We start from the raw sequence: 24,067 nt of genomic DNA, 5'->3' as shown, positions 1-24,067 counted from the left end.
CGACGAACGTTTCGGTATGAAACGCAGCGAGCGCGGCCAAAGCGAGGTGATCGGGGTCGTGCTCCTGTTGGGGATAACGATCGCCGCCGTGACGGTGACGGTGGCGACCGGAAGCGCGGCGCTCGGGTTGGTCACCGACGAGGCCCGCTCGGCGAGCGTGGAAAATGGGATGTCACAGCTCAGCTCTCAGTCGAGTCTCGTCGCGCTCGGCGGGACGGACGCGCGCCGGTTCGACCTCGGGTCCGTCGACGGCGGACAGCTCCGCCTCGACGAGGAGGCGGGGCGCGTCGAGGTGCGCATCGAGAACGGGACCGACACCATCACCACGTACAACGGCTCGATCGGAACGCTGGAGTACGTCGGCGACCGGCGCAACGTCGCGATGCAGGGTGGCGGCGTCTGGGCGATGGAAGGCGGCCGCGGGCGGATGATCTCACCGCCGGAGTACCACTACCGCGGTGAGACACTCACCTTCCCGATCGTTCGGCTGATCGGGGACGAGTCGTCGCCCACGAGCGGAACCGGCATCGTCCGCCGGACTGCAAACGATCCCGGTGCAGTCACCGAAACCGCGAACCCGCTCCGGAACGGGACCGTCGTCGTCGAGGTCGAAAGCGAGTACTACGAGGGGTGGTACGACTTTTTCACCCGGCGCGCCGACGGCACCGTAACGAAGGACGACGCGAACCAGACGACGACCGCCCGACTGGTGGTCCCGGAGGAGGTGAGCTTCGACAGGACGCTGGCCGTCAGCGAGGCTGACGGCTACTCCCACTCCGGGAACAAAAATAACGAACTGAGTGAGGGCGACTACGTCGAGGGAGAGAGCTTCCCGTCCCCGGGATCGCTGATCGCCGATCAGATCGCCGCAGCCGCCGACGACAACGACAACGGCACGGAGACCTGTGTAACCGCGAGCGGATTCAACGGGTGTGGGACGGTCGGATCCGGGACGGTCGGGTCCGGGGTGTATTACTTCGGCGGCGACGCCGAGGTCATCGGCGACCTCACGTTCAACACTACCGATGGCGACATCGTCGTCGCTGTCGACGGCGATTTCGATATCGGAGACAACGACATCACCGTTGAAGACGGACGCAACAACGTCACCTACTACATCAACGGCTCGCTCGATCTGCAGGGGAGCCCGACCGTCAGTGTCGACTCCGCGAGCCGGAACGTGTTCTACGTCAACGGGGGGTTCCTCGACGGAAGCGCGGGGGACGGAAACCCGACCATCGAGGCGATCGTCTACGCCCCGAACGCGAACGTCGTGACCAACGGAAACCCGACGCTCAGAGGCGCATTCGTCACGAAGTCGCTCTCGACCGGCGGGAACGCGAAGGTCCAGTACGACGAGAGCCTCAGGGGTCTGGAGATCCGGATCACCGGCGGATCGGGGCAAAATCCCATCACCTACCTCCACGTGAGCGAGAACGTGGTCGAGGTTGATTTCGATCGGTGAGACCGACGTCGGTTCGTTGGACTCGTGAGACTACCGGAATCGGCGACCGATCCGAGCGATCGACGGTCGGTAGCCCCGTCGTAACGACTAAGAACGAAACGCTCCTCGGTTACGCTAATGAACGACGAGTTTTTTGCCCGAGGTGGTTCCCGTGGGCGTCGAGATTAAGGAAACGGAGGTGAGCGACGAGGACTTCGAAGAGATGAAAGGGTTTGTGAGAGATTACCTCGCAGCCAGCGTCGAGAGCGAGGAGGACGGCGGTCGGATGCGCTGGTACCCGTGGCACTCGTCGGACTACCGGTTCAACCACATCCTCAACGTCGTCGATCTGGCGACCGACATCGCCGAGGCGGAGGGCGCCGACGTGGACGTGGTCCGGGTGGCTGCAGTGTTCCACGACGTGGCGAAACTGGAGGCCGAACAGGACGTGCACGCCGAGGCCGGCGCGCGTGTCGCCCGCGAGTACTTACAGAGCCGAGGCAACTACCCGGAATCGTTCATCGAAGAGGTGTGCGGCGCGGTCGTCGACCACTCCTACACCGGCGATCTCACGGACGTGCCCCTGGAGAGCCGGTGTCTGATGGAAGCCGACCTGCTCGACAAGGTCGGTGCGAACGGCGCGGTGTTAATGTTACTCCGGATGGGCTACGAGTCACGGACCCACATGGACTCCGCGAAGATGGTCGATCGGGTGCTCCAGCGTGCCAACGACCACACCGAACGTGTCGTCTCCGACACCGCCGAGGGCATCGCTCACCAGCGCATCAAGCGCGTGAAGTGGCTCCGGGAGTGGCTCGAAGAGGAAGTGTCGCGAATGGACGCCGACGGCGTCACCGATCGCTGATTCCGCCGATCCCGTCGATCCGAGCGTCCCCGCTCAGCCGTCGGGATCGACCTTCGGCAGTACCGACTCTAGGTATCGGCGGATCCCCTTCCGGGTACCGTCGATCCACTCGCGGTCGGTCGTCGTCGCCCACCGCAACATCCCGCCGGTCGCGAGCGTCTGGAGTGTCGACGCCACCTCGGCGGGAGGAATCGGATCGTCACCGGGTGACGGCGCTTCGGCCCCGGCCGGCGCTTCGGACTGCGCCCCCTCCCGAACCTCGGCCGCCGCTTCACGGACCGCGCGTTCGAGAAACGAGCCGAACACCCGGTCGCTGCGGTCGAAGTGGTCGCGGTACGCGTCGTCGGTCGCTGCCTGCGCGCGGAGCTCGACGATAACGGTCATGAACCGGCCGTCGGGGCCGTGTTCGCCGGCGATCGAGTCGGGGTCGATCGTCGCCGCGACGTAAGCGTCGAGCCGCTCTTCGGGTGTCAAGTCGAACGCGTCCGAGGAGACGGACTCCTCAAAACCGTCGAGCAGGAACTCGAGTAAGTCGACCAACAGCTCGTCTTTTCCGTCATAGTGGTGATAGACGAGCGAGGGACTCTTGTCGAACTCCTCGCCGATCCGTTTGATCGTGAGATCTGCGTACCCGTGCTCACAGAGCGCGCGGAACGCCGCTCCGAGGATGGCCTGACGCGTGTCGGCCGGCTCCGCGAACGGGTCCTTCATGCGCCACATACCGGAGCCGCGTATATAGCGCTCCTGATTGAACGTTCATTCAATACGCTTATGTTGAGAGCATCCGACACGAACGTATGACTCGACTCGACGCGGTCGGTGGACGATCCGGTGGTTGCTACGGCGCCGCGGTCAGTGGACCCGGTGTCGGGGGACGGAGATGAGCCGGGCCGCGAAGATTGGCACGCTGGTTCTCGCGTTCGTCGCGGCCGGGGCGCTCGTCGCCGGCGTCGCGCTCTCCGGGGCCGCCGCGCCCGGATCCGGCGACGCGCTCGATCGGGGGCAGGCGGCGCTGGTCGGGAGCAACGCGATCGGCGGCGATGCGGTCGGGGTCGACGTGGCCGCTCAGACGACCGATGGACAGGTCCGCGGCTCGCCCGTTCTCGATCTCTTCCTCTCGCAGCGAACCGTCTCGAGCGGCACCGAGTCGCAGGTGATGGTCGACATCCTCAACACGGGTGAGATGGACATGGGCAACGACCTCGACGACCGCGTGACGACCGCCCGCGGACTCACGCTGGAGGTCGACGACGGCGACGTGCCCATCGAGGTGGGCGACGGCACGACGGTGGTCGGCGACGTTCGAACCGACGCGAGTCCCGTTCAGGTCCCGCTCGATGTCACGGTCCCCGACGACGTGCCAGATGGGCAGTACGAGGTCGAGGTGACCGCCCGCTACCGGTACACCTACGAGGTGATCCCCGAGTTCAACAACCACAAGGACTACCGCGGAATCGACCGCTTCGACGTCACGATCGTCGTCGACGACGGCGCCCGGTTCGCGATCCTCGACACCGAGACGGACGCGCAGGTCGGCGGGAGCGGTGACGTAACTGCGACCCTCCGAAACGTCGGCGACGAGGTCGCCCGCGACGCGATCGTCACGGGGACCACGACCGGGAGCGGGGCCGTAATCGGCAGCGACGGCAGCGGTGAGACGTTCGTCGGAAACTGGGAGCCCGGTGAGAACCGGACCGTGACGTTCGACTCCACGATCTCGCCCGACTTCGGCGGGGGGGCGTACGCGTTCGTCTCGACGGTCGACTACCGCGACCGCGACGGGATCGAGGAGACCGCGCCGTCCTCGCGGGCGGGCGTCGTCCCGGCACCCGAGCAGTCGTTCTCGGTCGAGAACGTCGAGGGAACCCTCGAAGTCGGTTATTCGGGGACCGTCTCCGGGACGCTCACGAACGAGGGCCCGCTCGATGTCGACGACGCGGTGCTGGTCGCGGACCCGCAGAGCCAGCGGGTGAGCCTCGGGGAGAGCCGGTACGCGCTCCCGGACATCCCGGCCGGCGAGTCGGTCGAGTTCTCCTTCGACGCGGACGTGAACGGCAACGCCGACCCCGGACCGCGGCAGTTCCGGTTCACGACCGAATACACGAGCGGCGACTCGACGATCGCGGTCGACGAGACGCGCCGGATCGAGGTGGCGCCGCGCCAGCCCGAGTTCGACCTCGTCGCCGACAACACGACGGTGCCGGCCGGCGAGACGCGCCGGGTCTCCTTCGAGATCACGAACCAGCGACCGGAGACGCTCTCGTCGATCAACGCCGGGCTGTACGCCGACAGTCCGCTGTCCGCTCCCAACGACGAGGCGTTCGTCGACGAGCTCGAACCGGGCGAGTCGACGGAGATATGGTTCGAGGTGTCGGCCGCGCCCGGCGCCAGCGTCGAGACCCACCCGGTCGAGTTAGACTTCCGGTACAACGACGAGCGGGGCAACGACCGGATTTCGGACGTGACGCAGTTCCCGATCGACGTGACCGAGTCCACCGACGACGGCGGGCTCCCCATCACCGCGCTCGTCGTCGGCCTGCTCGTCGTGGTCGGCGTCGCGGGCACAGTGGTCTGGTACCGGCGGCGGTAACCGGATGACGGACCATACGTCCGAACGACCGCGCAAGCCGAGCCCGCCGATCGCCGACGGTCCCCGCCTGGACCGCCGGAGGCGACCACGGTTCGACCACCGGAGGCGACCGTGACGGCCGCCGATCGGTTCGTTGAGCGCGTCGACGAGTTCGTCACCGAGCGCCCGGTCGCGGTGATCGTCGTCTTCCTCCTCGTGAGCGTCGTCGCCGTCGGAGGGATCGGGGGGATCGAGACGAGCGCGGGCGCCGACCAGTTCACGCAGGACATCCCGGCTCAGCAGGCGTTAGATGACATCGACGAGGAGTTCGAGACGTCGATCGGCGGGTCGCCCACCGCCGCACAGGTGATCGTCACCGACGACAACGTGCTCTCCCGGTCGACGCTGATCCGAATCTTGGAGACCCAAGACCGGCTGGAGTCGCGGTCGACGCTTCGGGTGGGATCGACGTCGAGCCACGCCGACGCGATCGCCCGCCAGCTCGACCCGACAGCGGAGACGGCCGCCCAACGCCGCGACGCAGTCGCCGAGTCGACGCCGCGAGAGCTGCAAGCGGCCATCGCTGATGCGGACGCGACGGGAGCGATCGAGGCGCAGGTGTCGGTCGACTACAACCCGACCGCCCAGCGCGCCGGCGCCGCCATCGTCGGGATCACCTACGACGTTCCCGACGCGGCGACGAGCGCCCGGGTGACGGAGCTGCAGACGCGCAGCGTCGATGTCGTCGACTCGGTGCCGGGCAACGAGGCCGGCGACAACGCGATCCTCTTCGGTGACGGCGTGCTCCAGTCGGAGATCACCGCGCTGCTCGGCGACACCGCGATCATCGTGTTCCCCGCGGCGCTACTGCTCATCCTCGGCTTCCTCGTGTTTGCGTACCGCGACCCGATCGACATGACGATCGGGCTCGTGTCGCTCCTGATGGCGCTGCTGTGGACCTTCGGGTTCATGGGATACGCGGGAATCCCCTTCTCCGACTCCCTCATCACTGTCTTCCCGCTGTTGCTCGCGGTCGGGATCGACTTCGGGATTCACATCGTCAACCGGTATCGCGAAGAGCGGGGCGAAGGACTGGGGATCGGGGACGCGATGCGGACGACGACTGACCAGCTGCTCATCGCCTTCCTGCTCGTGACGATCACCACCGTCTTCGGACTCGTCTCGAACGTGGTGAGCCCCTTCGATCCCAACCGGGACTTCGGGATCGTTGCCGCCGCCGGGATCGTGTTCACGCTCGTGGTCTTTGGAGCGTTCCTCCCCGCTGCAAAGGTGCTCGCGGACCGCTGGCGTGAGCGGCTCCCGATCCCCGCATTCGGAACGACCGCGCTCGGGACTGGCGGCTCGCGGCTCGGCCGCGTGCTACGCGTCGGCGTCGACCTCTCCAAGGTCGCGCCCGTCGCGGTCGTCGTCGTGCTCCTCGTCGGTGGCGCGGTCGGGGGCGCGTACGGTACCGGCGTGAACACGGAGTTCTCCGAGGAGGCGTTCTTCCCCGACGAGGACCGGCTGGAGACGTACTCGAACCTCCCGGAGCCGTTCGCGCCGACCGACTACACGTTCCTGCGGGTGCTCACGCTGTTCGAGGAGGAGTTCGAGCAAAGCTTCGTCGGGAGCGTGACGCTGTACGTCGATCAGTCGGTCAGAGACGACGATTCCTTGGAGCTGATCGACCGGACCACGCGCAACCCGCCCGACACCTTCGAGACGACCGACGAGCGGCGGGCGGCCTCGACGAGCGTCGTCACCGTCATCGAAGATCAGGCGGCGCGGGATCCCGAGTTCGCTGCCGTCGTCAACCGTAACGACCGACTCGGCACTGGGGTGCCCGACCGCAACGTCGACGAGGTGTACGACGCCCTGCTCGACTCCCCGGCCGAGGGGCAGGCTCGCGGCTACCTCGCCGCCGACCGCGGGAGCGCGCGGATCGACTACACGATCCGGCCGGACGTCGACAACTCGGAGGCGGTCGCCGACGTGCGCGAACTGGCCGAGCGCACACCGCTCGAAGCGGTACCGACCGGGAGTCTCGTCGTCAACGAGGCCGTGATCGACCTCCTCACGGAGTCCGCGATCCGGAGCCTCTTCGCCGCGTTCGGGCTTACGGCGGTCTTCCTCGCGCTATCGTACGCCTATCTGGAGGGGAAAGCCGTGTACGGGCTCCTCAACCTCGTGCCCGTGCTCGTCACGGTCGGGCTGCTCGTGGGGTCGATGCGGCTGTTCGACATCCCGCTGACGCCGATCAACGCCCCGATCCTCTCGGTGTCGATCGGGCTCGGGGTGGACTACACCGTCCATTTCGTCCACCGGTTCGTCGACGAGTTCAAGACGGGACACGCGATCGACGAGGCGCTGGACATCACCATCGCCGGCACCGGGGGCGCGCTCACCGGGAGCATGCTCACGACCGTCTGCGGGCTCGGCGTCCTGTGGCTCGCCGTGATCCCGCTTTTGCGAGATTTCGGCGTGTTGCTCGCGCTGGGCGTGCTGTACGCGTACCTCTGTTCGATCCTGCTCGTCCCCTCGCTCGTCGTCGTCTGGGACCGGTACGGGGACCGAGTCGGACTCGGGCTCGACGGGAACCTCCGCGGGTCGACGAGCAGGCGGGCGGAGTAGCGACTTATTCTGTCGTGGCGGGCGCTCCGTCCTCGCCCCGCCGCGACTGCGCCTTCCCGGCGAGCACCGCCGCGATGTAGACCGCGACGGCCACGAGTACGATGGTGCCGCCCGCGGTCGTGTTGTAGTGGAACGACAGCGTGATTCCCGCGAGCACGGCGATCTGCGCGAGCACGACGGAGGCGAGCAGCGCCTCGCGGAACCCGCGCGCAAGCTGAGCGGCGGCCGCGACGGGGACGACGAGCATCGCCGCGACCAGAATGACGCCCATGATCTGCATCGCGCCGACGACGACGAGGGCCGTCAGCGTCGTCATCAGGCGGTTGTACCACGGGACGTTGACGCCGGCGACGCGGGCCGCGGTCTCGTCGAAGGTCACGTACAGCAGCTGTTTGTACGTGACCGTGACGACCAGCGCGACGACCGCGAAGAGGACGACCAACAGGACGGCGTTCTCCCGCGAGACCGTCGAGAGATTGCCGAACAGGTACTGGTTGATGCCGACCGCGAGCCCACCGGTGTTCAGGCTGATGAGGACCGCGCCGAGCGCGAACCCGGTCGAGAGCACGATCGCCATCGACACGTCGTTGTACGCGTCGGTGGTCTCGGAGATCAGCTCGATCGCCAGCGCGGCGATCACGGCGACGACGATCGCCGTGACGTACGGGGAGATCCCGGTCCCAAGAAGCGAGTTGACGAACAGCCCGACGGCGACGCCCGCGAACGCGGTGTGCGCGAGTGCATCACCGATCAGCGCGAGCTGGCGGTGAACGAGGAACGTGCCGATAAGCGGCGCCATCACCGCGATGAGCGCGCCCACGAGAAACGCGTGGTGCATGAACACGTAGTCGAGCATCGCGATCCCAAGCTGCTCGCCGACCCAGCCGAGCCCGTCGCTCCACAGCCCGACGAGGCGGGCGAGGAGATCGTAGGGGGCGGAGAGGAGGAGAATCGACGCGGTCAACAGAGACAGCAGGAGCGTCACGTGACGATCCCTCCCTCCTCGCGGCGGACGTTCGTCCCGTAGGCGCGGTCCAACGCGTCGCTCTCGGCGAACGCCACCGGGTCGCCATCGAAGTACACCTCGCGGTTGAGACAGATCACCCGCGAGGCGTGTTCGATGACGGCGCCGATGTCGTGTTCGACCAGCAGGACGGTCATCCCGTCCGCGACGAGTCCGTCGAGGAGCTCGAAGAAGGCGTCGACGGACTCGGCGTCCACGCCAACCGTCGGCTCGTCCAAGACGAGTAGCTCCGCCTCGCCGGCGAGCGCCCGGGCGATGTAGGTCCGCTGGCGCTGGCCGCCGGAGAGCGCGGTGATCTTGCGGTCGGCGAGGTGCTCGATCCCGACGGTCCGAAGCGCCTCGCGCGTGCGCTTGCGGTCGTCCTCGGTCACGCGACCGAACCCGGCGTGCGGGAACCGGCCCATTAAGACGACCTCGCTCACCGTGATCGGCATCCGTTTCTCGTCTTCCGTCACGTCCTGTGCGACGTAGCCGACGCGCTCGCGCTCCGCGAACGCCCGAGCTGGATGTCCGAGCAGCTCCGCAGTCCCCGAATCAGGCTCATGGAGCCCCAAGAGGAGCCGGAGCAGCGTGCTCTTCCCCGAGCCGTTCGGCCCCACAATTCCGACGTATTCGCCGCGCTCGACCCGGAGATTCACGTCCTCGACGACCGGCACCGCGGCGTACCCGAACGTCAGATCTCGGGCCTCGACGAGGGGGGATCGGTCGGTGTCGGTCGGTTCGGGTTCCCCGCTCATGGCTGGAAGTTCCGACCGTAGTCGGCGAACGTTACGTCCTCGGGGTCGTCGACGCCGAGAAGGATCCGGAACGTCGGGAGGTTCACCTCGCGGGCGATCTCGAAGTACCCCCACCCGCGCTCGACCCATGACTCGGCGGTGCCCGCGTATGGCGTCACGGGGTAGTACGCCTCGACATCGGTCTGCGCCAGCAGCTGTTGTGCCGGCCGAATCGGCTCGAAGACGGCGGCGCCGATGTGTTCGATGCCGTGGTCGGCGATCGTCTCCTGCGCTCGCTGCATGTCGGCCGGTCGGACGTCGTTGCTGGCCGCGAGGTTCACCACGAGCGGCTCGATCGTCGCGTCGTATCGGTGAGAGACGTACGCGAAGGCGTTGTGTGCGGCGAGGAACGCCACGTCGCGCTCGGCCGCGTCGAAGACCGCCTGCCACTCGTCGTCGAGGGCGTCGAGTTCGGCCTTGAGCGCGGTCGCGTTCTCCCGGATCGTCGCCTCGTGATCGGGATCGACGGCGGCCAGCCCGTCGGCGATGTTCTCGACCGCAATCTTCGCGCGCTGCGGGTCGAGCCAGAAGTGCGGGTCCTTCGCCCCCTCGACCGCCTCGTCTTCCGTCAGCGAGTCGGCGAGATCGATGAGGTCGACGCCCGCTCGGGCGTTGATAAGCGCCGTCTCGGTCGACTCGGCCGCGAGCGCGTCGATCGCGCGGTCGACCCACGGCTGGAAATCGGGGCCGACGTGGACGAGGGCGTCGGCGTCGGTGATTCGGCGCTGGATCGAGGGGTCCGGCTCCCAGCCGTGCCCGTGGAGCCCGGTCGGGACCAAGTTCTCGACCGTAACGTCCGTTCCCTCGGCGAGCGAGTCGGCGAAGTCGTAGAACGTGAAAAACGAGGCGACGACGGTGTAGCCGTCGCCGTTGCCGTCCCCATCTCCGGTCGAGCCCGCGTTGGTCGCGTTCCCGGTGCAACCCGCGAGCCCTCCCGCGAGAGCGCCGGCGCCGAGCGCAGCGAACCGGCGACGTGAGACCCGTGACAAGCCGTTCGCGTCCGTGTGCATGGCGGTGTTTAGTGTGTCAGTATATAATACCCTTTTGGTCGAAGAAAAAGATTAGACTTGTCTAATCCAATGCGATCGCTTCGGCGGGGAGGGAGCTAACCGACCCAGCGCGTCGATTCGACGCAGCGACTCGACGCGCCGACACGACTTTGTGACCCCGCGCGGACTGATACATCGATGGCGGACACCTCCACGCGAGAGCGGTTCAGACTGCTGTGTTGAATAGCGATCTAATCAGCTGTTATCACGGGGCAGAAGGACGAAGCCGAGGAAATCGATTCTGTCCATGGAAGTCGATCTCCTCGACTTCGTTGAGCAGTGTCGTCGCCTAGTCAAACAAGCGTTGGGAAAGCACGCGGGCGAGCCCGCCAGCGGCGGGTTCGCCCGCTGGAAACACGTTGTGCTACACTGTCTTCGGCTCGAAGACGGCCACAGCTACCGAGAAACGCCGAATCGGCTGAAGTATATGGCCGAGATTCGTGACGCACTCGGCTTAGATCCAGACGATCTCCCAGACTACAGCACGATCTACAAGTCGTTTGATCGGCTGAAAATGTGGGTATGGCGGGCGCTGCTGCGCGTTTCCGCGCAGCAGCACCCGCAGTCCGAACACGCTGCGCTCGACAGCACGTTCTTCGACCGGCGACGTGCGTCATCGTACTTTCGTCAGCGGGCAGGACGAACGATACAGACGCTAAAAGTGACGACATTGACTGATGTGGAATCGCTGGCTGTTCTTGACGTGCACATTGCAGCTCGGTGGAAGCACGACACGAAGACGGGACCGCAGGTCGTCCGCCGAAACGCGGACGACCTGCAGTCGGTTGCCGCCGACAACGGCTTCCAAGACTGGCACACCGAGTACGAGATCGCCGCACACGACATCGATTACCTCGTTCATTATCGCGGCTCGTCAGCGAACGCAGCCGCGAAAAACGCTCTCAACCGGGCAAAAGGTTACTCTCAGCGGTGGATGGCCGAAACATCGTATTCGACAACGAAGCGCTCGCTCGGCGACGCCGTGCGAGCGCTGGGCTGGTATCGACAGTTCCGTGAAATCGTCTTGATGTTCGCCATCACCAACATAGAACCACTGTGTGAACCGCTGTAACCGTGACTCAGCACCTATTCAACACAGCAGTTCAGACAGAACGCAAGCGGCATCGCCGCGACGGTGGTGACGGGGACGTGGCTTGCGGCGCTGCTGCTCGACTTCGGCTGGTGGCTGCCGTTCATGCTGTTCGGCTACATCGTGATCGTGCCGGTAGTCGCGATGCTGTTCGACGAGGACGAGGAGCGGGTCGAGAAGGTCAAGCGCGAATCGCCCGGCCAGACCGAGGTCGAGGAAGGGCCTGAGCAGGTGCAGGACGCGCTCGATCGACTCCGAACTCGGTACGCGAACGGCGAGCTCACCGATACGCAGTTCGAGCAGAAGCTCGATCGGCTGTTAGAGACGGAGACGCCGGAAGACGCGGCGGAGTTCGTCGAACGGAGCCGCCGGCACAGACCGGACTCGGAGCGCGACATCGAGCGCGAGCGCTGACCCGAGACAGAGCGACCCGGATCACCCCTGCTCCCTTTCGTGGGCCGCAACCCCTCTCAGCCGACCCGCGAACCTCAAGCTTCAATGCGCGCGGCCGACTCCACCGTGTATGAGCGACCAACAGCTTCGCAAGGAGGCGCACGACCTCGACGTCACCGTCTGGGTCGGGAAACACGGCATCGACTCGGTCATCGACGAAACGGCCGACCAGCTCGCCGACGCCAAGCTCGTGAAGGTGAAGTTCCTCCGAGCGGCCCGGGGCGGAACCACGACCGACGAGCTCGCCGCGGAACTCGCCGACGCCGTCAATGCCGACCTGATCGAAACGCGCGGAAACACGGCGGTGCTGCACTGATGGGAGCCCACGCAGGGACGCTCGGAACCGTCGCAGTCGCGGGCACGCTGGAACCGTTCCTCGGCCCGCTGACCGGTCTCGTCGTCGACGCCGCGATCTTCCTCGTCGTCGTCGTCGCGACATACGTGCTTTATAAGGCGGCGATCGCACCGCTTGTCGGACGACTCTTCGACAGGCAGGGTCTCGACGAGCACGCGCGGCGCCCGCTCCAGAAGATCGTCGCGTTCCTCGTGTTGTTCGCGGGCGTCACGGCCGCGTTCGGCGCGGCGGGGTATCAGGGGTTCCTGCGCTCGCTGGCGACGATCGCCGCCGCGGCGACGCTCGCGATCGGCTTCGCGCTCCAGGACGTGATCAAGAACTTCGTCGCGGGCGTCTTTATTTATACGGACAGGCCGTTCCGCATCGGCGACTGGATCGAGTGGCAGGGGAACTCGGGGGTCGTGGAGGACATCTCCTTCCGAGTCACTCGCGTGCGCACGTTCGACAACGAACTGCTCACGGTGCCGAACCACACCCTGACGAGCGATGTGGTGAAAAACCCCGTCGCGAAGAAGACGCTGCGCCTGAAGTTCGTCTTTGGGATCGACTACGAGGACGACGTGGACAAAGCGACCGAGATCATCGTCGAGGAGGCCGAGCGCAGCGACGCGATCTTGGACGATCCCGCTCCCTCGGTGCGGCTGACCGAGCTTGCCGACTCGTACGTCGGGCTCCAGTCGCGGATCTGGATCGACGACCCCTCACGGGCCGACTTCGTGAAGGCGCGCGCTGACTACGTGAAGGCCGTTAAGGAGCGGTTCGACGAGGAAGGTATCTCGATCCCGTTCCCGCAGCGCACCGTCTCGGGGCGGAACGAGTGGGCTGAGCCCTCGTCGTTCAGTGCGATGGCGGAGGCCGGCGTCGGCGGAGACTCGTAGGCCGACGCCGCTGAACTCGCGACAACATCGATAGTAACGAACTTGAGGGTCGGGTATCTCGTTGTCCCCATGCATGTGGTCATCATCGGGGCCGGCGAGGTCGGGACGAGCATCGCTGCGAGCCTCGCCTCGGACCACGAGGTCGTCGTCATCGATGTCGATCCGGACCGCGCGGACCAGCTCAAGTACGAGCTCGACGTGCTCACGATCGCCGGCGACGGGACCGCCTCGGAGATCCAGACCGCTGCCAATGTCGGCCGCGCGGACATGGTCATCGCCTGCACGGACAACGACCAGACGAACCTCGTCGCGTGCGGGACCGCGAAAACGCTCGGTGACGGGTTCACGATCGCCCGCGTGAAGAGCACGGACTTCCTCCGGACGTGGGAGGGGAGTGAGGGCGCCTTCGGTGTCGACTTCATGGTGTGTACCGATCTGTTGACTGCCGAGAACATCGTTCGGGTCATCGGTCTGCCGGCCGCGATCGACGTCGACCCCTTCGCCAGCGGGCTCGTCCAGATGGCCGAGTTCGAAATCGACGAAGAGAGTCCGGTTGCGGGACAGACGGTCTTGGAAGCCGATCGCTTCGAGTCGCTCACCTTCGTGGGACTGTTCCGCGACGGCGAGATGACGATCCCGCGCGGGGATACCGGTATCGAGGCCGGCGATCGCGCGGTGGTGATCGGGAGTCCGGAGAGCGTCCAAGCGTTCGCGACCGACGTCGCGCCCGATACGACCCCCGGTCGCGCCGACGAGATCGTCGTCGTCGGTGGGACCGAGATCGGGTATCAGACCGCCCGACTACTCGAAGAACGCGACTTCAAGCCGCGGCTGATAGAGCGGGAGACCGACCGCGCGCGGTGGCTCGCGGAGAATCTCCCGAATACGGTCGTGATGGAACACGACGCCACGGACACCGAGTTTCTCTCCCGCGAGCATGTCGACGACGCGGACATTCTCGTCACCGCGCTCCAGTCCGACGAGAAGAACCTGCTCGTCTCCGTGCTCGCCAAACGGCTCGGGGTCGACCGCGTTATCGCGGTCGTGGACAGCCCCGACTACGTCACCGTCTTCGAGGAGATCGGGATCGATATCGCGATCAACCCCCGCACCGTGACCGCCGAGGAGATCACGCGGTTCACCTACGAGAGCGTCGCCGAGAACATTGCCGTGCTCGAAAACGATCAGGCCGAGGTCCTCGAACTCGAACTCACGGAGGGGTGCGGGCTCACCGGCCGACCGATCTCGGAGATCGTCGCCGATACCGACGCGCGGTTCGTCATCGGCGCCATCACCCGCGATCACAAACTGGTCACCCCCCGCGGAGACACCGTGCTCCAAGCCGGTGACCACGTGATCCTGCTCGTGGAGTCCGACTCCGTGGGCGCGATCACGTCGATGGCGTGAGATGCCCACGAACACGAGGATCCGGGTCGGCTGGCAGGCGAGCGTTGGACTCACCGGCGACGTCCTCGCAGCCCTTCCCGTCCCCCTGGCGTTCCCGCTGCTGATCGCGATCTACTACGGCGAGTCGCCGCTGCCGTTCCTCGCGGCGATCGCGGTCTCGCTCGCGCTCGGGGCGGCGTTCCGGCGGGTGCAGGACCCGTCGGTGGACCTCGGGCCGCGTGAGGCGTTCCTCGCGGTGGCGCTGATCTGGTTCCTCGTCGCCGCAATCGGTGCGATCCCGTTCGTGGTCGCTGGCGTCGGGACGGTTGCACACCCGGTGAATGCCATGTTCGAGTCGATGAGCGGGCTCACCACCACCGGGGCGACCGTGCTGGAGGAGTTCTCGATCCACTCCCGGTCCGTCATGATGTGGCGGCAGGTGATCCAGTGGCTCGGGGGGCTCGGTATTCTCATTCTCGCGACCGCGGTGCTCTCCGAAGTCGGCGTCGGTGGGGCACAGCTCATGGAGACCGAGTCGCAGACGCAGGACGTCAACAAGCTCACGCCGAAGATCTCGCAGACGGCGCAGCTCATCTGGGGAATCTACTTCGGGCTCACGGGGCTCGCGGTCGTCGTCTACTTCCTGCTCGGGCTCGCGTTCGACCCGCAGATGGACCTGTACAACGCGGTGGCACACGCGTTCACGTCGGTCGCGACCGCCGGGTTCTCACCGGAGCCGCTGAGCGTCGGCGCGTTCCATCCGATCATTCAGTGGGCGGTCGTCCCGTTCATGGTGATCGGCTCGACCAGCTTCGTCCTCATCTACTTCGCCATCAACGGGGAGCCGATGCGACTCCTCCGGAACGAGGAGTTCCACTTCTACCTCGGCGTGATGGGGACGCTCGCGACGATCGTCGCCGTCGGCCTCTTCCTCGATCCGGGTACCAACTTCGGCGCCGAGGGGACGATACGCCACGCCGTGTTCAACGTCACGTCGATCGTGACGACCACGGGGTACGCAAGCACCGACTACGTGTTGTGGGCGCCCGCGGCGAAGCACATGCTGTTCATGGGGATGTTCATCGGCGGGATGGTGGGATCGACCACCTGCTCGATCAAGTCGCTCCGGTGGCTGGTCGCGCTGAAGTCGTTCCGGCGGAACCTCTACACCGCGATCCATCCGGAAGCGGTGCGCCCGGTCCGGATCTCGGGGAAATCGATCGACGAGGGCGCGATCCGAGACATCTACGCGTATCTCCTCCTGTCGCTCATCATCTTCTTCCTGCTCGCCGTGTTCATCGTCGTCGACGCCGAGCGAGCGAACCTCCGGGTGGACGAGTTCGAAGCGCTCGGGGCGGCGGCGACGACGTTCCTCAACATCGGTCCCGCCTTCGGCGACGCGGGCCCCTACGGGACGTTCGCGAGTTTCCCGATGAGCACCCGAGCCGTGATGATCGTCTTAATGTGGATCGGCCGGATCGAGATCATCCCGGTGCTCGTGCTGTTCACGAAGGCGTTCTGGACGTCGTGACGTCGGAACCGAGGCCGCCATACGCGATCGGGCGATTCCGTCTATCGACGGCTTCTTACCGCGTCGGGAAGCTACGACGGATATCGTGATGTACGAGGTGGCGCCGTGACGCGGACGATCGACCCCCGGGCAGTGTTCAGCTACACCGGAACCATCGTCAAGATCCTCTCGGCGTCGATGGCCGTTCCGCTCGTCGTGGGGCTGATCTACGGCGAGGACGCGCTCGCGTTCGCCGTCTCGATGATCATCGCCGTCGCGATCGGCGCCGGGATGGAACGGCTTCACGACGACCCAGACCTCGGTCCCCGCGACGCGCTCGCGGTCGTCTCGCTCGCGTGGTTCGCGGCGGCGGTCGTCGGTGCGATCCCGTACATCATCGCGGGATACGGAACGGCCTCCGCGCTGGGTCACCCGATGAACGCGCTGTTCGAATCGATGAGCGGGTTCACGACGACGGGGGCGACCGTGACCACCGAGATCAGCTTCGAGCAGCACTCGCACGCGGTGTTGATGTGGCGTCAGCTCACGCAGTGGCTCGGCGGGATGGGGATCATCGTGCTGATGGTCGCGATCCTCCCGCAGTTGGCGGTCAACGGCGCCGAGCTGATGAAGTCGGAGGCCCCCGGCCCCGGGCTTCAGAAGCTCACCCCGCGGATCGCCCAGACCGCGCGGGCCCTCTGGATCATCTACGCCGGATTCACGGCGGCCCTCATCGCGATCCTGTTCGGCCTCGGGCTCACGCCGCTCGCGCCGGAGATGAACCTGTACAACGCGATCGCGCACGGCTTCTCGACGCTGCCGACTGGCGGGTTCTCGCCGCAAGCGGAGAGCATCGCGGCGTTCAGCCCCGTCGTCCAGTGGGTGTTCGTCCCGTTCATGGTCATCGCGGGCGTGAACTTCGCGCTGTTCTGGTTCGTGCTCCGCGACGATCCGATGCGGATGTACAAGAACACCGAGTTCCGCATGTACCTCGGGCTGGTGACCGGATTGACAGCCGTTCTCGCGGCCGGCCTGTTCTACGGCGGGGCGCCCGCGACGGCGATCGGCGGGGCCACCGAGGGCGTCGGGGAGAACGCGCTCAGACAGGGGGCCTTTCAGATCGCGTCGCTGATGAACTCGACCGGGTTCGCGACCGCCGACTTCGCGGAGTGGGACACCCAGACCAAGTTCTTCCTCCTGTTCGTGATGTTCATCGGCGGCTCGGCGGGATCGACCGGCGGCGGCATAAAGGTGATCCGGTGGCTCATCGTCGCGAAGGCGCTGTACCGCGAGCTGTACACCACGGCGAACCCGGAGGTCGTCCGTCCCGTCCGGCTCGGAGGAGAGGTCGTCGACGAGGACGTGATCCGCGGTATCTTCGTGTTCACGCTGCTGTATTTCCTCCTGTTCGCGCTCTCGGCCGTCTTCATCGAGATCGATACGAGCCGAGTCGCGGGAGTGTCGCTCACCGGAACGCAGGCGCTCGCCGCGTCGCTCGCCACGATCGGGAACATCGGACCGGGGTTCGGTCCGCTCGGTCCCTTCGGAACCTACGAGTTGCTTCCGAACACGACGAAGCTGCTGATGATCGGCCTCATGTGGATCGGTCGGTTGGAGATCGTTCCGGTGCTCGCGCTGTTCGTCGCCGGATTCGACGACCGGTGACGGGCGGGCACCTTCTTAACCCGCGACGCCGAACGTCGTCGTATGAGTTCACTCGACGACGGCGAGGCTACCGACCTGCTCGGTCACGTCCTCCTCCCGATCGCCAACGAAGAGGACGCGCTGTCGACGGCGCGGGCGCTCGAACCGTACGCCCCGGAACGTGTAACGGCACTACACGTTGTCGAGAAGGGCGGCGGCGTCCCGGACAAGACGCCCGTCGAGCAGTCGGAGGAGCTGGCGGCGGAGTCGTACGCCGCGGTCCGGACCGTGTTTCCCGACGCCGGCGACCACACCGCGTACGATCGTGACGTGGTCAGCGCGATCCTCGACGCCGCCGACGAGGTCGGCGCGACCGCGATCGCCTACCGATCGCGGGACGGGAACCGCCTCATGCGGTTCCTCTCCGGCGATCTGTCGGCGAAGCTCGTGACGAACGCGACCGTCCCGGTGATCGCGCTGCCCCGAGACGACGACGGCGAGTGACCGTCGATCGGCGGGACCCGGAGCCCGATCAGACCGCGATCGAGAGCGAACCGGAGAGATCCACAAAGACCCCTGAGACGCGTTGCAATCGCATCGAGCGACGCGAAATTCACCGGCAGTCTGCTCTCCGCCATTTAAATATAATGAATATTTATACGTAATCGGCGGGTAGCTGCTGGTATGTACGACGACGAGGAGCTCTCCGAGATCCGCGAGGCTCACGCCGAGTGGGAGGCGGAGACGCTCGATCCGACCCTCGACCGACACGGCGAGCGGAGAGACCGGTTCGCGACGGTGTCGAACCACGAGGTCGATCGGTTATACACCCCCGCCGACGTGGCCGACATCGACTACGAGGAGGATCTCGGATTCCCGGGCGAGGAGCCGTACACGCGGGGCGTCTACCCGACGATGCACCGCGGACGGACGTGGACGATGCGGCAGTTCGCCGGGTTCGGCACCGCCGAGGAGACGAACGAGCGGTTCCACTATCTGACCGATGAGGGGCAGACCGGGCTCTCGACCGCCTTCGACATGCCCTCGCTGATGGGGCTCGACTCCGACGACCCGATGTCGCTCGGTGAGGTCGGCAGGGAGGGCGTCGCCGTCGACACCCTCCGAGACATGGAGGTGCTGTTCGACGGTATCGACGTAGGCGAGGTCTCGACCTCCTTCACGATCAACCCCAGCGCGCCCGTGATCTACGCGATGTACGTCGCCATCGCGGACCAACAGGGCGTGCCGCGCGAGGAGCTTCGCGGCACCCTCCAAAACGACATGCTCAAGGAGTTCATCGCGCAGAAGGAGTGGGTGATCCCCCCGGAGCCCTCCCTCGATCTCGTGACTGACACCATCGAGTTCGCGGTCGAAGAGACGCCCAAGTTCAAACCCATCTCGGTATCGGGGTATCACATCCGCGAGGCGGGGTCGACGGCGGTTCAAGAACTCGCCTTCACCCTCGCCGACGGGTTCGCGTACGTCGAGGACTGCCTCGATCGCGGGCTCGACGTCGACGAGTTCGCCCCGCAGCTCTCCTTCTTCTTCAACTCGCACAACTCCATCTTCGAGGAGGTGGCGAAGTTCCGCGCCGCCCGCCGGATCTACGCGCGGGTCATGGACGAGTGGTACGGCGCCGAGGCCGACGCCGCCAAACAGCTCAAGTTCCACACCCAGACCGCTGGCCAGTCGCTGACGGCCCAGCAGCCTTTAAATAACGTCGTGCGGGTCACGATTCAGGCGCTGGCGGGCGTGCTCGGTGGCACCCAGAGCCTCCACACCAACTCCTTCGACGAGGCGCTGGCGCTGCCCTCCGAGCAGGCGGTCCGGGTCGCGCTCCGCACCCAGCAGATCATCGCCGAGGAGTCGGGCGCGGCCGACATCGTCGACCCGCTCGGCGGCTCCTTCGCGGTGGAGGCGCTCACCGACGAGGTCGAGGCGGAGGCGACGGCGTACATCGAGGAGATCAAGGACATGGGCGACGGGTCGGTCCGCGACGGGGTCCTCCACGGAATCGACGAGGGGTACTTCCACCGCGAGATCCAGCAGGCCTCCTACGAGTACCAAGAGCGCGTCGACAGCGGTGACGAAACCGTGGTCGGCGTCAACGCCTACGAGATCGACCCGGAGACGGAGCCCGACCTGCTCCGCGTCGACGAGACGACTCGTGAACGCCAGCTCGATCGGCTCGAATCGGTGAAGGCTGAGCGCGACGACGACGCGGTCGAGGCGGCCCTCGACGATCTACGGGCGGCGATCGACGCCGACGAGAACGTGATGCCGGCGATCGTCACGGCGGTGAAAGCGTATGCGACGATGGGCGAGATCATGGCGGTGTTCGAGGCGGAACACGGGACCTACCGCGAGCGGATCGGTGTCGCTTAAAAAGAGGGATCCGCGAGACCATCCGGCCTCAGATCGGGTCGACCGGCTGTGCGGACTCGGCACGCCACGCGTTCCCCCGGCGGCCGGTGCGCCGGAGCTCGACGCGAACGACCGATCCGATGTCGAGATTCGAGAGCGCATCCTCGACCGCCGGGTCGTCGTACTCGACGACGTGGACCGTCCCGTTTCGCGGGTGTTCGCGCAGCGTCGTCGTTCCGTGGTCGTTACACGGTTTTACTACGGTGTACGTGCCTGTTCGATCCATCGCGTTCAATACTACGTGTCGTCTCGTTTTAACGTTTGTGCGAAGGAGTGTCGCGGCCGTCGAGGGCGCGTCCCCGGCTCCGGAACGGACCGCTTTTCTCGGCGCGTCCCACACGTCGGGGTATGACGGAGACGGAGATCCCCGAGGACCACCCGCGCTACGCGTCCCTCCTGACGCGCCACCGGATCGAGGCGGGCGTCGAGAAGGGGATCACTTCGAAGCAGGGGCTCATCGCGCAGGGGCGCGGCGAGGCGTTCGACTACCTCCTCGGCGAGCGGACGCTTCCGAGCGCGGACGCCGCCGAGCGCGCCGCGGCGGCGACGCTCCTCAGAGCCAACCACCCGGTGCTCTCGGTGAACGGTAACGTCGCGGCGCTCGCGCCCGGGGAGACGGTCGAACTCGCCGAGGCGGTCGGCGCCGACATCGAGGTGAACCTCTTCAATCACACCGACGAGCGCGTTCGCCGGATCGCCGACCACCTCCGTGAGCACGGCGCCGACGACGTGAAGGGGCTGGCCGCCGACGGCGATATTCCGGGGCTGGACCACGCCCGCGGCACCGTCGACGCCGACGGGATCGAGGCGGCCGACGTGGTCGTCGTCCCGCTGGAGGACGGCGATCGAGCCGAGGCGCTCGACGCGATGGGAAAAACGGAGATCGTGATCGACCTGAATCCGGGGAGTCGGTCGCCGCGAACGGCCGACATCCCGATCATCGACAACCTGATCCGAGCGGTGCCGAACGTCACGGCCCACGCGAGGGATCTTGCCGACGCGTCCTCAGCGGCGCGTCGCGACGCGATCGACTCGTTCGCCGCCGATGCGGCGCTCGCTGACGCGGAAGCTACCATCCGCGAGGGGGCCTTCGCAACACCGGATGACGAGATTCCGGGCGAAGAGACCCCGGGAGACACGCCCCCTCGCTGACAAATTCGGGCTTGCCCGTGTCGGAACTGCAAAGTCCGCTGGCAACGAATAGCACGCATGGAACTCGACGAGACGGATCGCGCGATCCTCCGAATCTTACAGGAGGACGCCCGGACGCCGTTCTCGGAGGTCGCACGCCGCATCGACATGTCGAGTGCGACCGTTCATGACCGGGTGAATCGCATGGAGGAGGCGGGAGTCATCGAGGGATACCACGCTGCGGTCGACCCGAAGGCGGTCGGCTACGGCGTCAGCGCCTTCGTCGGCCTCCGGGTCGAACAGGGGCGCGAGGAGGACGCACTCGAACGGCTCCGCGAGATCGGCGGCGTTCGCGAGATCCACCTGACCACCGGGGAGTGGGACGTGATGCTCAAAGTCGTCGCTACGGACACGGACAGCCTCCGCGAGCTGATGTTCGAGAGCGTTGGGGAGATGGACGGATTCTCCCGGTCGCAGACGATGATCATCCTCGGGACGGACTACGAGGCGAACGGGCCACCGGTCTGAGCGCCTCGGGCTGTGTGAACGCCTCGATCGAAATACGACGCGACGAGGCGGGACCGGAACCCTCAATTCGGGGACTCCCCCAACGGAGAGCATGAGCACACGGGTCGAGGAGCGGTTCGGGCTGTCGCCGGAGCGCGCGTGGGCGGCGGTCGTCGGCGCCGTCGCGGCGCTTCTCGCGATCGGGTCCGCCGTCTTCCCGCGGATCGTGTACGACCGATTCATCTGGCAGTACTTCTGGGGGCCGGTCGCGGCCGACGGACAGGGCGCACAGTGCGCCATCCACGACGCGGGGGGGACCGAACTGCTCGGGAGCTCTTCGGCGTGTACGGCGGCCGTCGAGGCTGGCGAGGCCGTCGCGTTCCCGGGATACACCACGGTCTCGACCGTGAGCTACGTCGTCATCTTGCTGGCGATGCTGATCGGCGTGGTCTTTCTCCTCCGCCGGCTGGATATCGGCACCGAACTGCGCTTCTTCTACGCGCTGTTCCCGTTCATGCTGCTCGGCGGCGCCCTTCGTACCGTCGAGGACTCGGGAGTCGCCGCGATGCGGGCCGGTGTGGAGCCGCTGATCCCGTTCCCCGCGAGCGCGCTGTTGATCAGCCCGTTCATCTACTTCATCGTCTTCGGCGTCACGCTCGCGTGCGTCCTCGCTGCGTATTCACTCGAGGGCCGGGGCGTGGTCGACGACTACGCGCGGCCCCTGTTCGCGATGGGTGCCGTCGCGCTCACGGTCACGTTCGGCTACCTCTCGTACCTCTCGGCGACGACCGACTACGTCGAGTTCTACCCGATCATCCTCGTGTTGACGCTGGGGATTGCGACTGCTGCGACCGCGGTCACGTGGAAGCTCGCGACCGCGTACGTGCCCGATATCCGGCAGGGGACCGGCGTCGCGGGAATCGTCATCATCTGGGGGCACGCGATCGACGGCGTCGCCAACGTCATCGGGCTCAACTGGATGCCGGCGCTGACGGGAACGGCCAATCTCGTCCCGAAGCACGTCGTCAACGCGCTGATCGTCGACTGGACCGGCCGGCTCCTGCCGCAGTCGATCGTCTCGGTCACCGGCGACGCGTGGCCGTTCCTGCTGGTGAAGCTCGCGGCGGCGACGTTCGTCGTCTGGGTGTTCAACGGCGAGATGTTCGACGAGTCGCCGCGCTACACGCTGCTGTTGCTCATCACGGTGCTTGCGGTCGGACTCGGTCCCGGGAGCCGTGATATGCTGCGTGCGACGTTCGGGATCTGAGGGCGAGAGACGGGGTTACATCCCCATGTCGGCCGCAGCCTCGGGAACCGGGAGGTCGGCGACCGCGACGCCGAGCAGCTCGGCGGCGTGGTCGAGCGCCATGTCGAAGCCGTAGTACCGCTCTAACTCGTCACCGGTCGGTCCCGGTCGGACCTTCAACATCGCGTAGCCCTCGACGTTCTGGGCGACGGTCGCTTCCCTCCCGTTAGCAGAAAAGGTGAGGCGTCGCTCGCCGTCGGTCTCCTCGTAGCGCGCGTCGATCCCGTCCTCTTCGCCCGGCTCGTCTCCCGTCGTGTCGCTCATGCGCACGATACGATCTGACCCCTGTCGAATCTGTCGGTCGGTGAGGCCGCTGTCGGTCGGTAAGGTCCCGATCGGTCGGCGGGGTTGCTGGGGTTGGTAGGGTCGCCGTCGACCTATCGCGGGTCCCACCCGTGGAACTCGGTCCCCGACTCCAGTTCGAGGTCGAACGCGTCGATGACCCCGCCGAGGGCCTCGTACCCGCTCGCGGCCGCGGCGATCCCGACGATCGTCTCGTCGTCGTACCGGGCGGCGACCTCGTCGTGGACGACCGCGTTGACCTCGCCGCGGACGACCGCGACCGCGTACTCGACGAGGGCCGTCTCGTCGTCGTCGAGAGGGTCCCGGTCGTCCGCCCCGATCGCGGCGATAACTGCGTCGTCGATGCCGACTCCGCGGGCGATGTTGACGTGCTGGTGCCACTCGTAGCGGTTCGTCGTCGCGCGAGCGGTCGCGAGGATCACCAGCTCCCGCTCGCGGTCCGAGAGCCCGCTGTCGGTCCACAACGAACTGAGGAACGAGCGCAGCCCCGCGAGCACTTCGGGGTTGTTGCCGATCGACTGGTAGACGTGCAGTGGCTTTCCCTGCAGCGACGACTCCAGTAAGTCCTCGTACTCGTCCGGCACGTCCGACGCGTCGACGTAGGGTACGCGAGCCATGGCTGCGTCTCTCCGCCCGCGGTGATAGGTGTGGGTAACTCGGTAGCGCTCGCCGCGAACGGTGCCGATACCGGCGCCGCGTCGCCGCTCGGATGGTAAGCTTAA

Annotated in this window: 23 protein-coding genes; 16 read left to right on the top strand and 7 right to left on the bottom strand. The window is 66.4% G+C overall.

Translation table 11 applies throughout. The features are described from left to right. Positions 1-16: 16 nt before the first annotated feature. A complete protein-coding gene (locus HLAC_RS05935) occupies positions 17-1,465 on the top strand; it encodes a DUF7289 family protein (protein ID WP_015909936.1) in 1,449 nt (482 codons plus the stop codon). Positions 1,466-1,607: 142 nt separating this feature from the next. After that, entirely contained in the window at positions 1,608-2,309 is a 702-nt protein-coding gene (locus tag HLAC_RS05930) for an HD domain-containing protein (RefSeq protein WP_049933331.1), read from the top strand. A gap of 33 nt (positions 2,310-2,342) precedes the next feature. Here the strand turns inward: HLAC_RS05930 and HLAC_RS05925 are convergent, their stop codons facing one another. Beyond that, positions 2,343-3,020 (bottom strand): TetR/AcrR family transcriptional regulator, encoded by a 678-nt coding sequence (locus HLAC_RS05925; protein ID WP_049933666.1) that lies wholly within the window; start codon positions 3,018-3,020, stop codon positions 2,343-2,345. A gap of 169 nt (positions 3,021-3,189) precedes the next feature. Here HLAC_RS05925 and HLAC_RS05920 point away from each other — a divergent pair, with 169 nt between their 5' ends. Then, positions 3,190-4,899: a COG1361 S-layer family protein gene (locus HLAC_RS05920; RefSeq protein ID WP_015909933.1), complete on the top strand. Its 1,710-nt coding sequence runs from the start codon at positions 3,190-3,192 to the stop codon at positions 4,897-4,899. A 111-nt stretch (positions 4,900-5,010) separates the two neighbouring features. Then, on the top strand, positions 5,011-7,509 hold the full coding sequence (locus HLAC_RS05915; RefSeq protein WP_015909932.1) for an efflux RND transporter permease subunit: 2,499 nt from the start codon (positions 5,011-5,013) through the stop codon (positions 7,507-7,509). Positions 7,510-7,513: 4 nt separating this feature from the next. Here HLAC_RS05915 and HLAC_RS05910 read toward each other — a convergent pair whose 3' ends face one another. Genes HLAC_RS05910 through HLAC_RS05900 form a run of 3 tightly spaced genes read right to left on the bottom strand, consistent with a single transcriptional unit; the run spans position 7,514 to position 10,319 of the window. Continuing rightward, positions 7,514-8,482 carry a metal ABC transporter permease gene (locus HLAC_RS05910; RefSeq protein ID WP_079892114.1) on the bottom strand — a complete coding sequence of 323 codons (969 nt, stop codon included), beginning with the start codon at positions 8,480-8,482 and terminating at the stop codon, positions 7,514-7,516. An 8-nt stretch (positions 8,483-8,490) separates the two neighbouring features. Further along, positions 8,491-9,270: a metal ABC transporter ATP-binding protein gene (locus tag HLAC_RS05905; RefSeq protein ID WP_015909930.1), complete on the bottom strand. Its 780-nt coding sequence runs from the start codon at positions 9,268-9,270 to the stop codon at positions 8,491-8,493. Then, a complete protein-coding gene (locus HLAC_RS05900) occupies positions 9,267-10,319 on the bottom strand; it encodes a metal ABC transporter substrate-binding protein (RefSeq protein ID WP_015909929.1) in 1,053 nt (350 codons plus the stop codon). The genes HLAC_RS05905 and HLAC_RS05900 overlap by 4 nt, the downstream gene beginning before the upstream one ends. A 286-nt stretch (positions 10,320-10,605) precedes the next feature. Here HLAC_RS05900 and HLAC_RS05895 point away from each other — a divergent pair, with 286 nt between their 5' ends. The 9 genes from HLAC_RS05895 to HLAC_RS05855 all read left to right on the top strand — a co-directional run bounded on the left by HLAC_RS05895 (position 10,606) and on the right by HLAC_RS05855 (position 20,059). Further along, complete coding sequence (locus tag HLAC_RS05895; protein ID WP_014053535.1) at positions 10,606-11,430, top strand: IS5-like element ISHla3 family transposase; 825 nt, start codon at positions 10,606-10,608, stop codon at positions 11,428-11,430. Between the two features lie 63 nt (positions 11,431-11,493). Beyond that, a complete protein-coding gene (locus tag HLAC_RS05890) occupies positions 11,494-11,862 on the top strand; it encodes an SHOCT domain-containing protein (RefSeq protein WP_015909928.1) in 369 nt (122 codons plus the stop codon). Positions 11,863-11,971: 109 nt separating this feature from the next. Continuing rightward, complete coding sequence (locus tag HLAC_RS05885; RefSeq protein WP_015909927.1) at positions 11,972-12,217, top strand: YhbY family RNA-binding protein; 246 nt, start codon at positions 11,972-11,974, stop codon at positions 12,215-12,217. Beyond that, positions 12,217-13,134 carry a mechanosensitive ion channel family protein gene (locus HLAC_RS05880; protein ID WP_015909926.1) on the top strand — a complete coding sequence of 306 codons (918 nt, stop codon included), beginning with the start codon at positions 12,217-12,219 and terminating at the stop codon, positions 13,132-13,134. Before HLAC_RS05885 ends, HLAC_RS05880 begins: the two co-directional genes overlap by 1 nt. 69 nt (positions 13,135-13,203) lie before the next feature. Continuing rightward, positions 13,204-14,541: a Trk system potassium transporter TrkA gene (gene trkA, locus HLAC_RS05875; protein ID WP_015909925.1), complete on the top strand. Its 1,338-nt coding sequence runs from the start codon at positions 13,204-13,206 to the stop codon at positions 14,539-14,541. A 1-nt stretch (position 14,542) separates the two neighbouring features. Further along, entirely contained in the window at positions 14,543-16,051 is a 1,509-nt protein-coding gene (locus tag HLAC_RS05870; protein WP_015909924.1) for a TrkH family potassium uptake protein, read from the top strand. Between the two features lie 105 nt (positions 16,052-16,156). After that, on the top strand, positions 16,157-17,695 hold the full coding sequence (locus tag HLAC_RS05865; protein WP_015909923.1) for a TrkH family potassium uptake protein: 1,539 nt from the start codon (positions 16,157-16,159) through the stop codon (positions 17,693-17,695). Between the two features lie 42 nt (positions 17,696-17,737). Beyond that, on the top strand, positions 17,738-18,178 hold the full coding sequence (locus HLAC_RS05860; RefSeq protein ID WP_015909922.1) for a universal stress protein: 441 nt from the start codon (positions 17,738-17,740) through the stop codon (positions 18,176-18,178). Between the two features lie 180 nt (positions 18,179-18,358). Next, positions 18,359-20,059 (top strand): acyl-CoA mutase large subunit family protein, encoded by a 1,701-nt coding sequence (locus HLAC_RS05855; protein WP_015909921.1) that lies wholly within the window; start codon positions 18,359-18,361, stop codon positions 20,057-20,059. 28 nt (positions 20,060-20,087) lie between these two features. On the opposite strand, the gene HLAC_RS05850 is transcribed toward HLAC_RS05855, so the two are convergent. Beyond that, positions 20,088-20,324 (bottom strand): DUF7999 family protein, encoded by a 237-nt coding sequence (locus HLAC_RS05850; RefSeq protein WP_015909920.1) that lies wholly within the window; start codon positions 20,322-20,324, stop codon positions 20,088-20,090. A gap of 122 nt (positions 20,325-20,446) precedes the next feature. Here HLAC_RS05850 and HLAC_RS05845 point away from each other — a divergent pair, with 122 nt between their 5' ends. The 3 genes from HLAC_RS05845 to HLAC_RS05835 all read left to right on the top strand — a co-directional run bounded on the left by HLAC_RS05845 (position 20,447) and on the right by HLAC_RS05835 (position 23,003). Further along, the gene (locus tag HLAC_RS05845; protein ID WP_015909919.1) at positions 20,447-21,250 is read left to right on the top strand and encodes a 4-phosphopantoate--beta-alanine ligase; all 804 of its coding nucleotides are present in this window, start codon (positions 20,447-20,449) and stop codon (positions 21,248-21,250) included. Positions 21,251-21,307: 57 nt separating this feature from the next. Then, positions 21,308-21,757, top strand: a complete 450-nt coding sequence (locus tag HLAC_RS05840; protein ID WP_015909918.1) for an Lrp/AsnC family transcriptional regulator — start codon at positions 21,308-21,310, stop codon at positions 21,755-21,757. Positions 21,758-21,848: 91 nt separating this feature from the next. Beyond that, positions 21,849-23,003 (top strand): DUF63 family protein, encoded by a 1,155-nt coding sequence (locus HLAC_RS05835; protein WP_015909917.1) that lies wholly within the window; start codon positions 21,849-21,851, stop codon positions 23,001-23,003. Between the two features lie 15 nt (positions 23,004-23,018). Here the strand turns inward: HLAC_RS05835 and HLAC_RS05830 are convergent, their stop codons facing one another. Both HLAC_RS05830 and HLAC_RS05825 read right to left on the bottom strand, forming a co-directional pair. Next, complete coding sequence (locus HLAC_RS05830; protein ID WP_015909916.1) at positions 23,019-23,306, bottom strand: DUF7111 family protein; 288 nt, start codon at positions 23,304-23,306, stop codon at positions 23,019-23,021. 113 nt (positions 23,307-23,419) lie between these two features. Then, on the bottom strand, positions 23,420-23,962 hold the full coding sequence (locus HLAC_RS05825; RefSeq protein WP_015909915.1) for a carboxymuconolactone decarboxylase family protein: 543 nt from the start codon (positions 23,960-23,962) through the stop codon (positions 23,420-23,422). Positions 23,963-24,067 lie beyond the last annotated feature (105 nt).

Source organism: Halorubrum lacusprofundi ATCC 49239 (assembly GCF_000022205.1).
GTDB lineage: Archaea > Halobacteriota > Halobacteria > Halobacteriales > Haloferacaceae > Halorubrum > Halorubrum lacusprofundi.
Note: the sequence above shows the minus strand (reverse complement) of the source record. Positions and strands in the feature narration are given on the sequence as shown.

Excerpts from the sequence above, each read along its gene's own strand:
- HLAC_RS05835 (WP_015909917.1), top strand. The coding sequence starts at position 21,849 with ATGAGCACACGGGTCGAGGAGCGGTTCGGGCTGTCGCCGGAGCGCGCG.
- HLAC_RS05905 (WP_015909930.1), bottom strand. The coding sequence starts at position 9,270 with ATGAGCGGGGAACCCGAACCGACCGACACCGACCGATCCCCCCTCGTC.
- HLAC_RS05920 (WP_015909933.1), top strand. The coding sequence starts at position 3,190 with ATGAGCCGGGCCGCGAAGATTGGCACGCTGGTTCTCGCGTTCGTCGCG.
- HLAC_RS05895 (WP_014053535.1), top strand. The coding sequence starts at position 10,606 with ATGGAAGTCGATCTCCTCGACTTCGTTGAGCAGTGTCGTCGCCTAGTC.
- HLAC_RS05850 (WP_015909920.1), bottom strand. The coding sequence starts at position 20,324 with ATGGATCGAACAGGCACGTACACCGTAGTAAAACCGTGTAACGACCAC.
- HLAC_RS05885 (WP_015909927.1), top strand. The coding sequence starts at position 11,972 with ATGAGCGACCAACAGCTTCGCAAGGAGGCGCACGACCTCGACGTCACC.
- HLAC_RS05825 (WP_015909915.1), bottom strand. The coding sequence starts at position 23,962 with ATGGCTCGCGTACCCTACGTCGACGCGTCGGACGTGCCGGACGAGTAC.
- HLAC_RS05845 (WP_015909919.1), top strand. The coding sequence starts at position 20,447 with ATGACGGAGACGGAGATCCCCGAGGACCACCCGCGCTACGCGTCCCTC.
- HLAC_RS05840 (WP_015909918.1), top strand. The coding sequence starts at position 21,308 with ATGGAACTCGACGAGACGGATCGCGCGATCCTCCGAATCTTACAGGAG.
- HLAC_RS05855 (WP_015909921.1), top strand. The coding sequence starts at position 18,359 with ATGTACGACGACGAGGAGCTCTCCGAGATCCGCGAGGCTCACGCCGAG.
- trkA (WP_015909925.1), top strand. The coding sequence starts at position 13,204 with ATGCATGTGGTCATCATCGGGGCCGGCGAGGTCGGGACGAGCATCGCT.
- HLAC_RS05830 (WP_015909916.1), bottom strand. The coding sequence starts at position 23,306 with ATGAGCGACACGACGGGAGACGAGCCGGGCGAAGAGGACGGGATCGAC.
- HLAC_RS05900 (WP_015909929.1), bottom strand. The coding sequence starts at position 10,319 with ATGCACACGGACGCGAACGGCTTGTCACGGGTCTCACGTCGCCGGTTC.
- HLAC_RS05860 (WP_015909922.1), top strand. The coding sequence starts at position 17,738 with ATGAGTTCACTCGACGACGGCGAGGCTACCGACCTGCTCGGTCACGTC.
- HLAC_RS05880 (WP_015909926.1), top strand. The coding sequence starts at position 12,217 with ATGGGAGCCCACGCAGGGACGCTCGGAACCGTCGCAGTCGCGGGCACG.
- HLAC_RS05935 (WP_015909936.1), top strand. The coding sequence starts at position 17 with ATGAAACGCAGCGAGCGCGGCCAAAGCGAGGTGATCGGGGTCGTGCTC.
- HLAC_RS05925 (WP_049933666.1), bottom strand. The coding sequence starts at position 3,020 with ATGAAGGACCCGTTCGCGGAGCCGGCCGACACGCGTCAGGCCATCCTC.
- HLAC_RS05870 (WP_015909924.1), top strand. The coding sequence starts at position 14,543 with ATGCCCACGAACACGAGGATCCGGGTCGGCTGGCAGGCGAGCGTTGGA.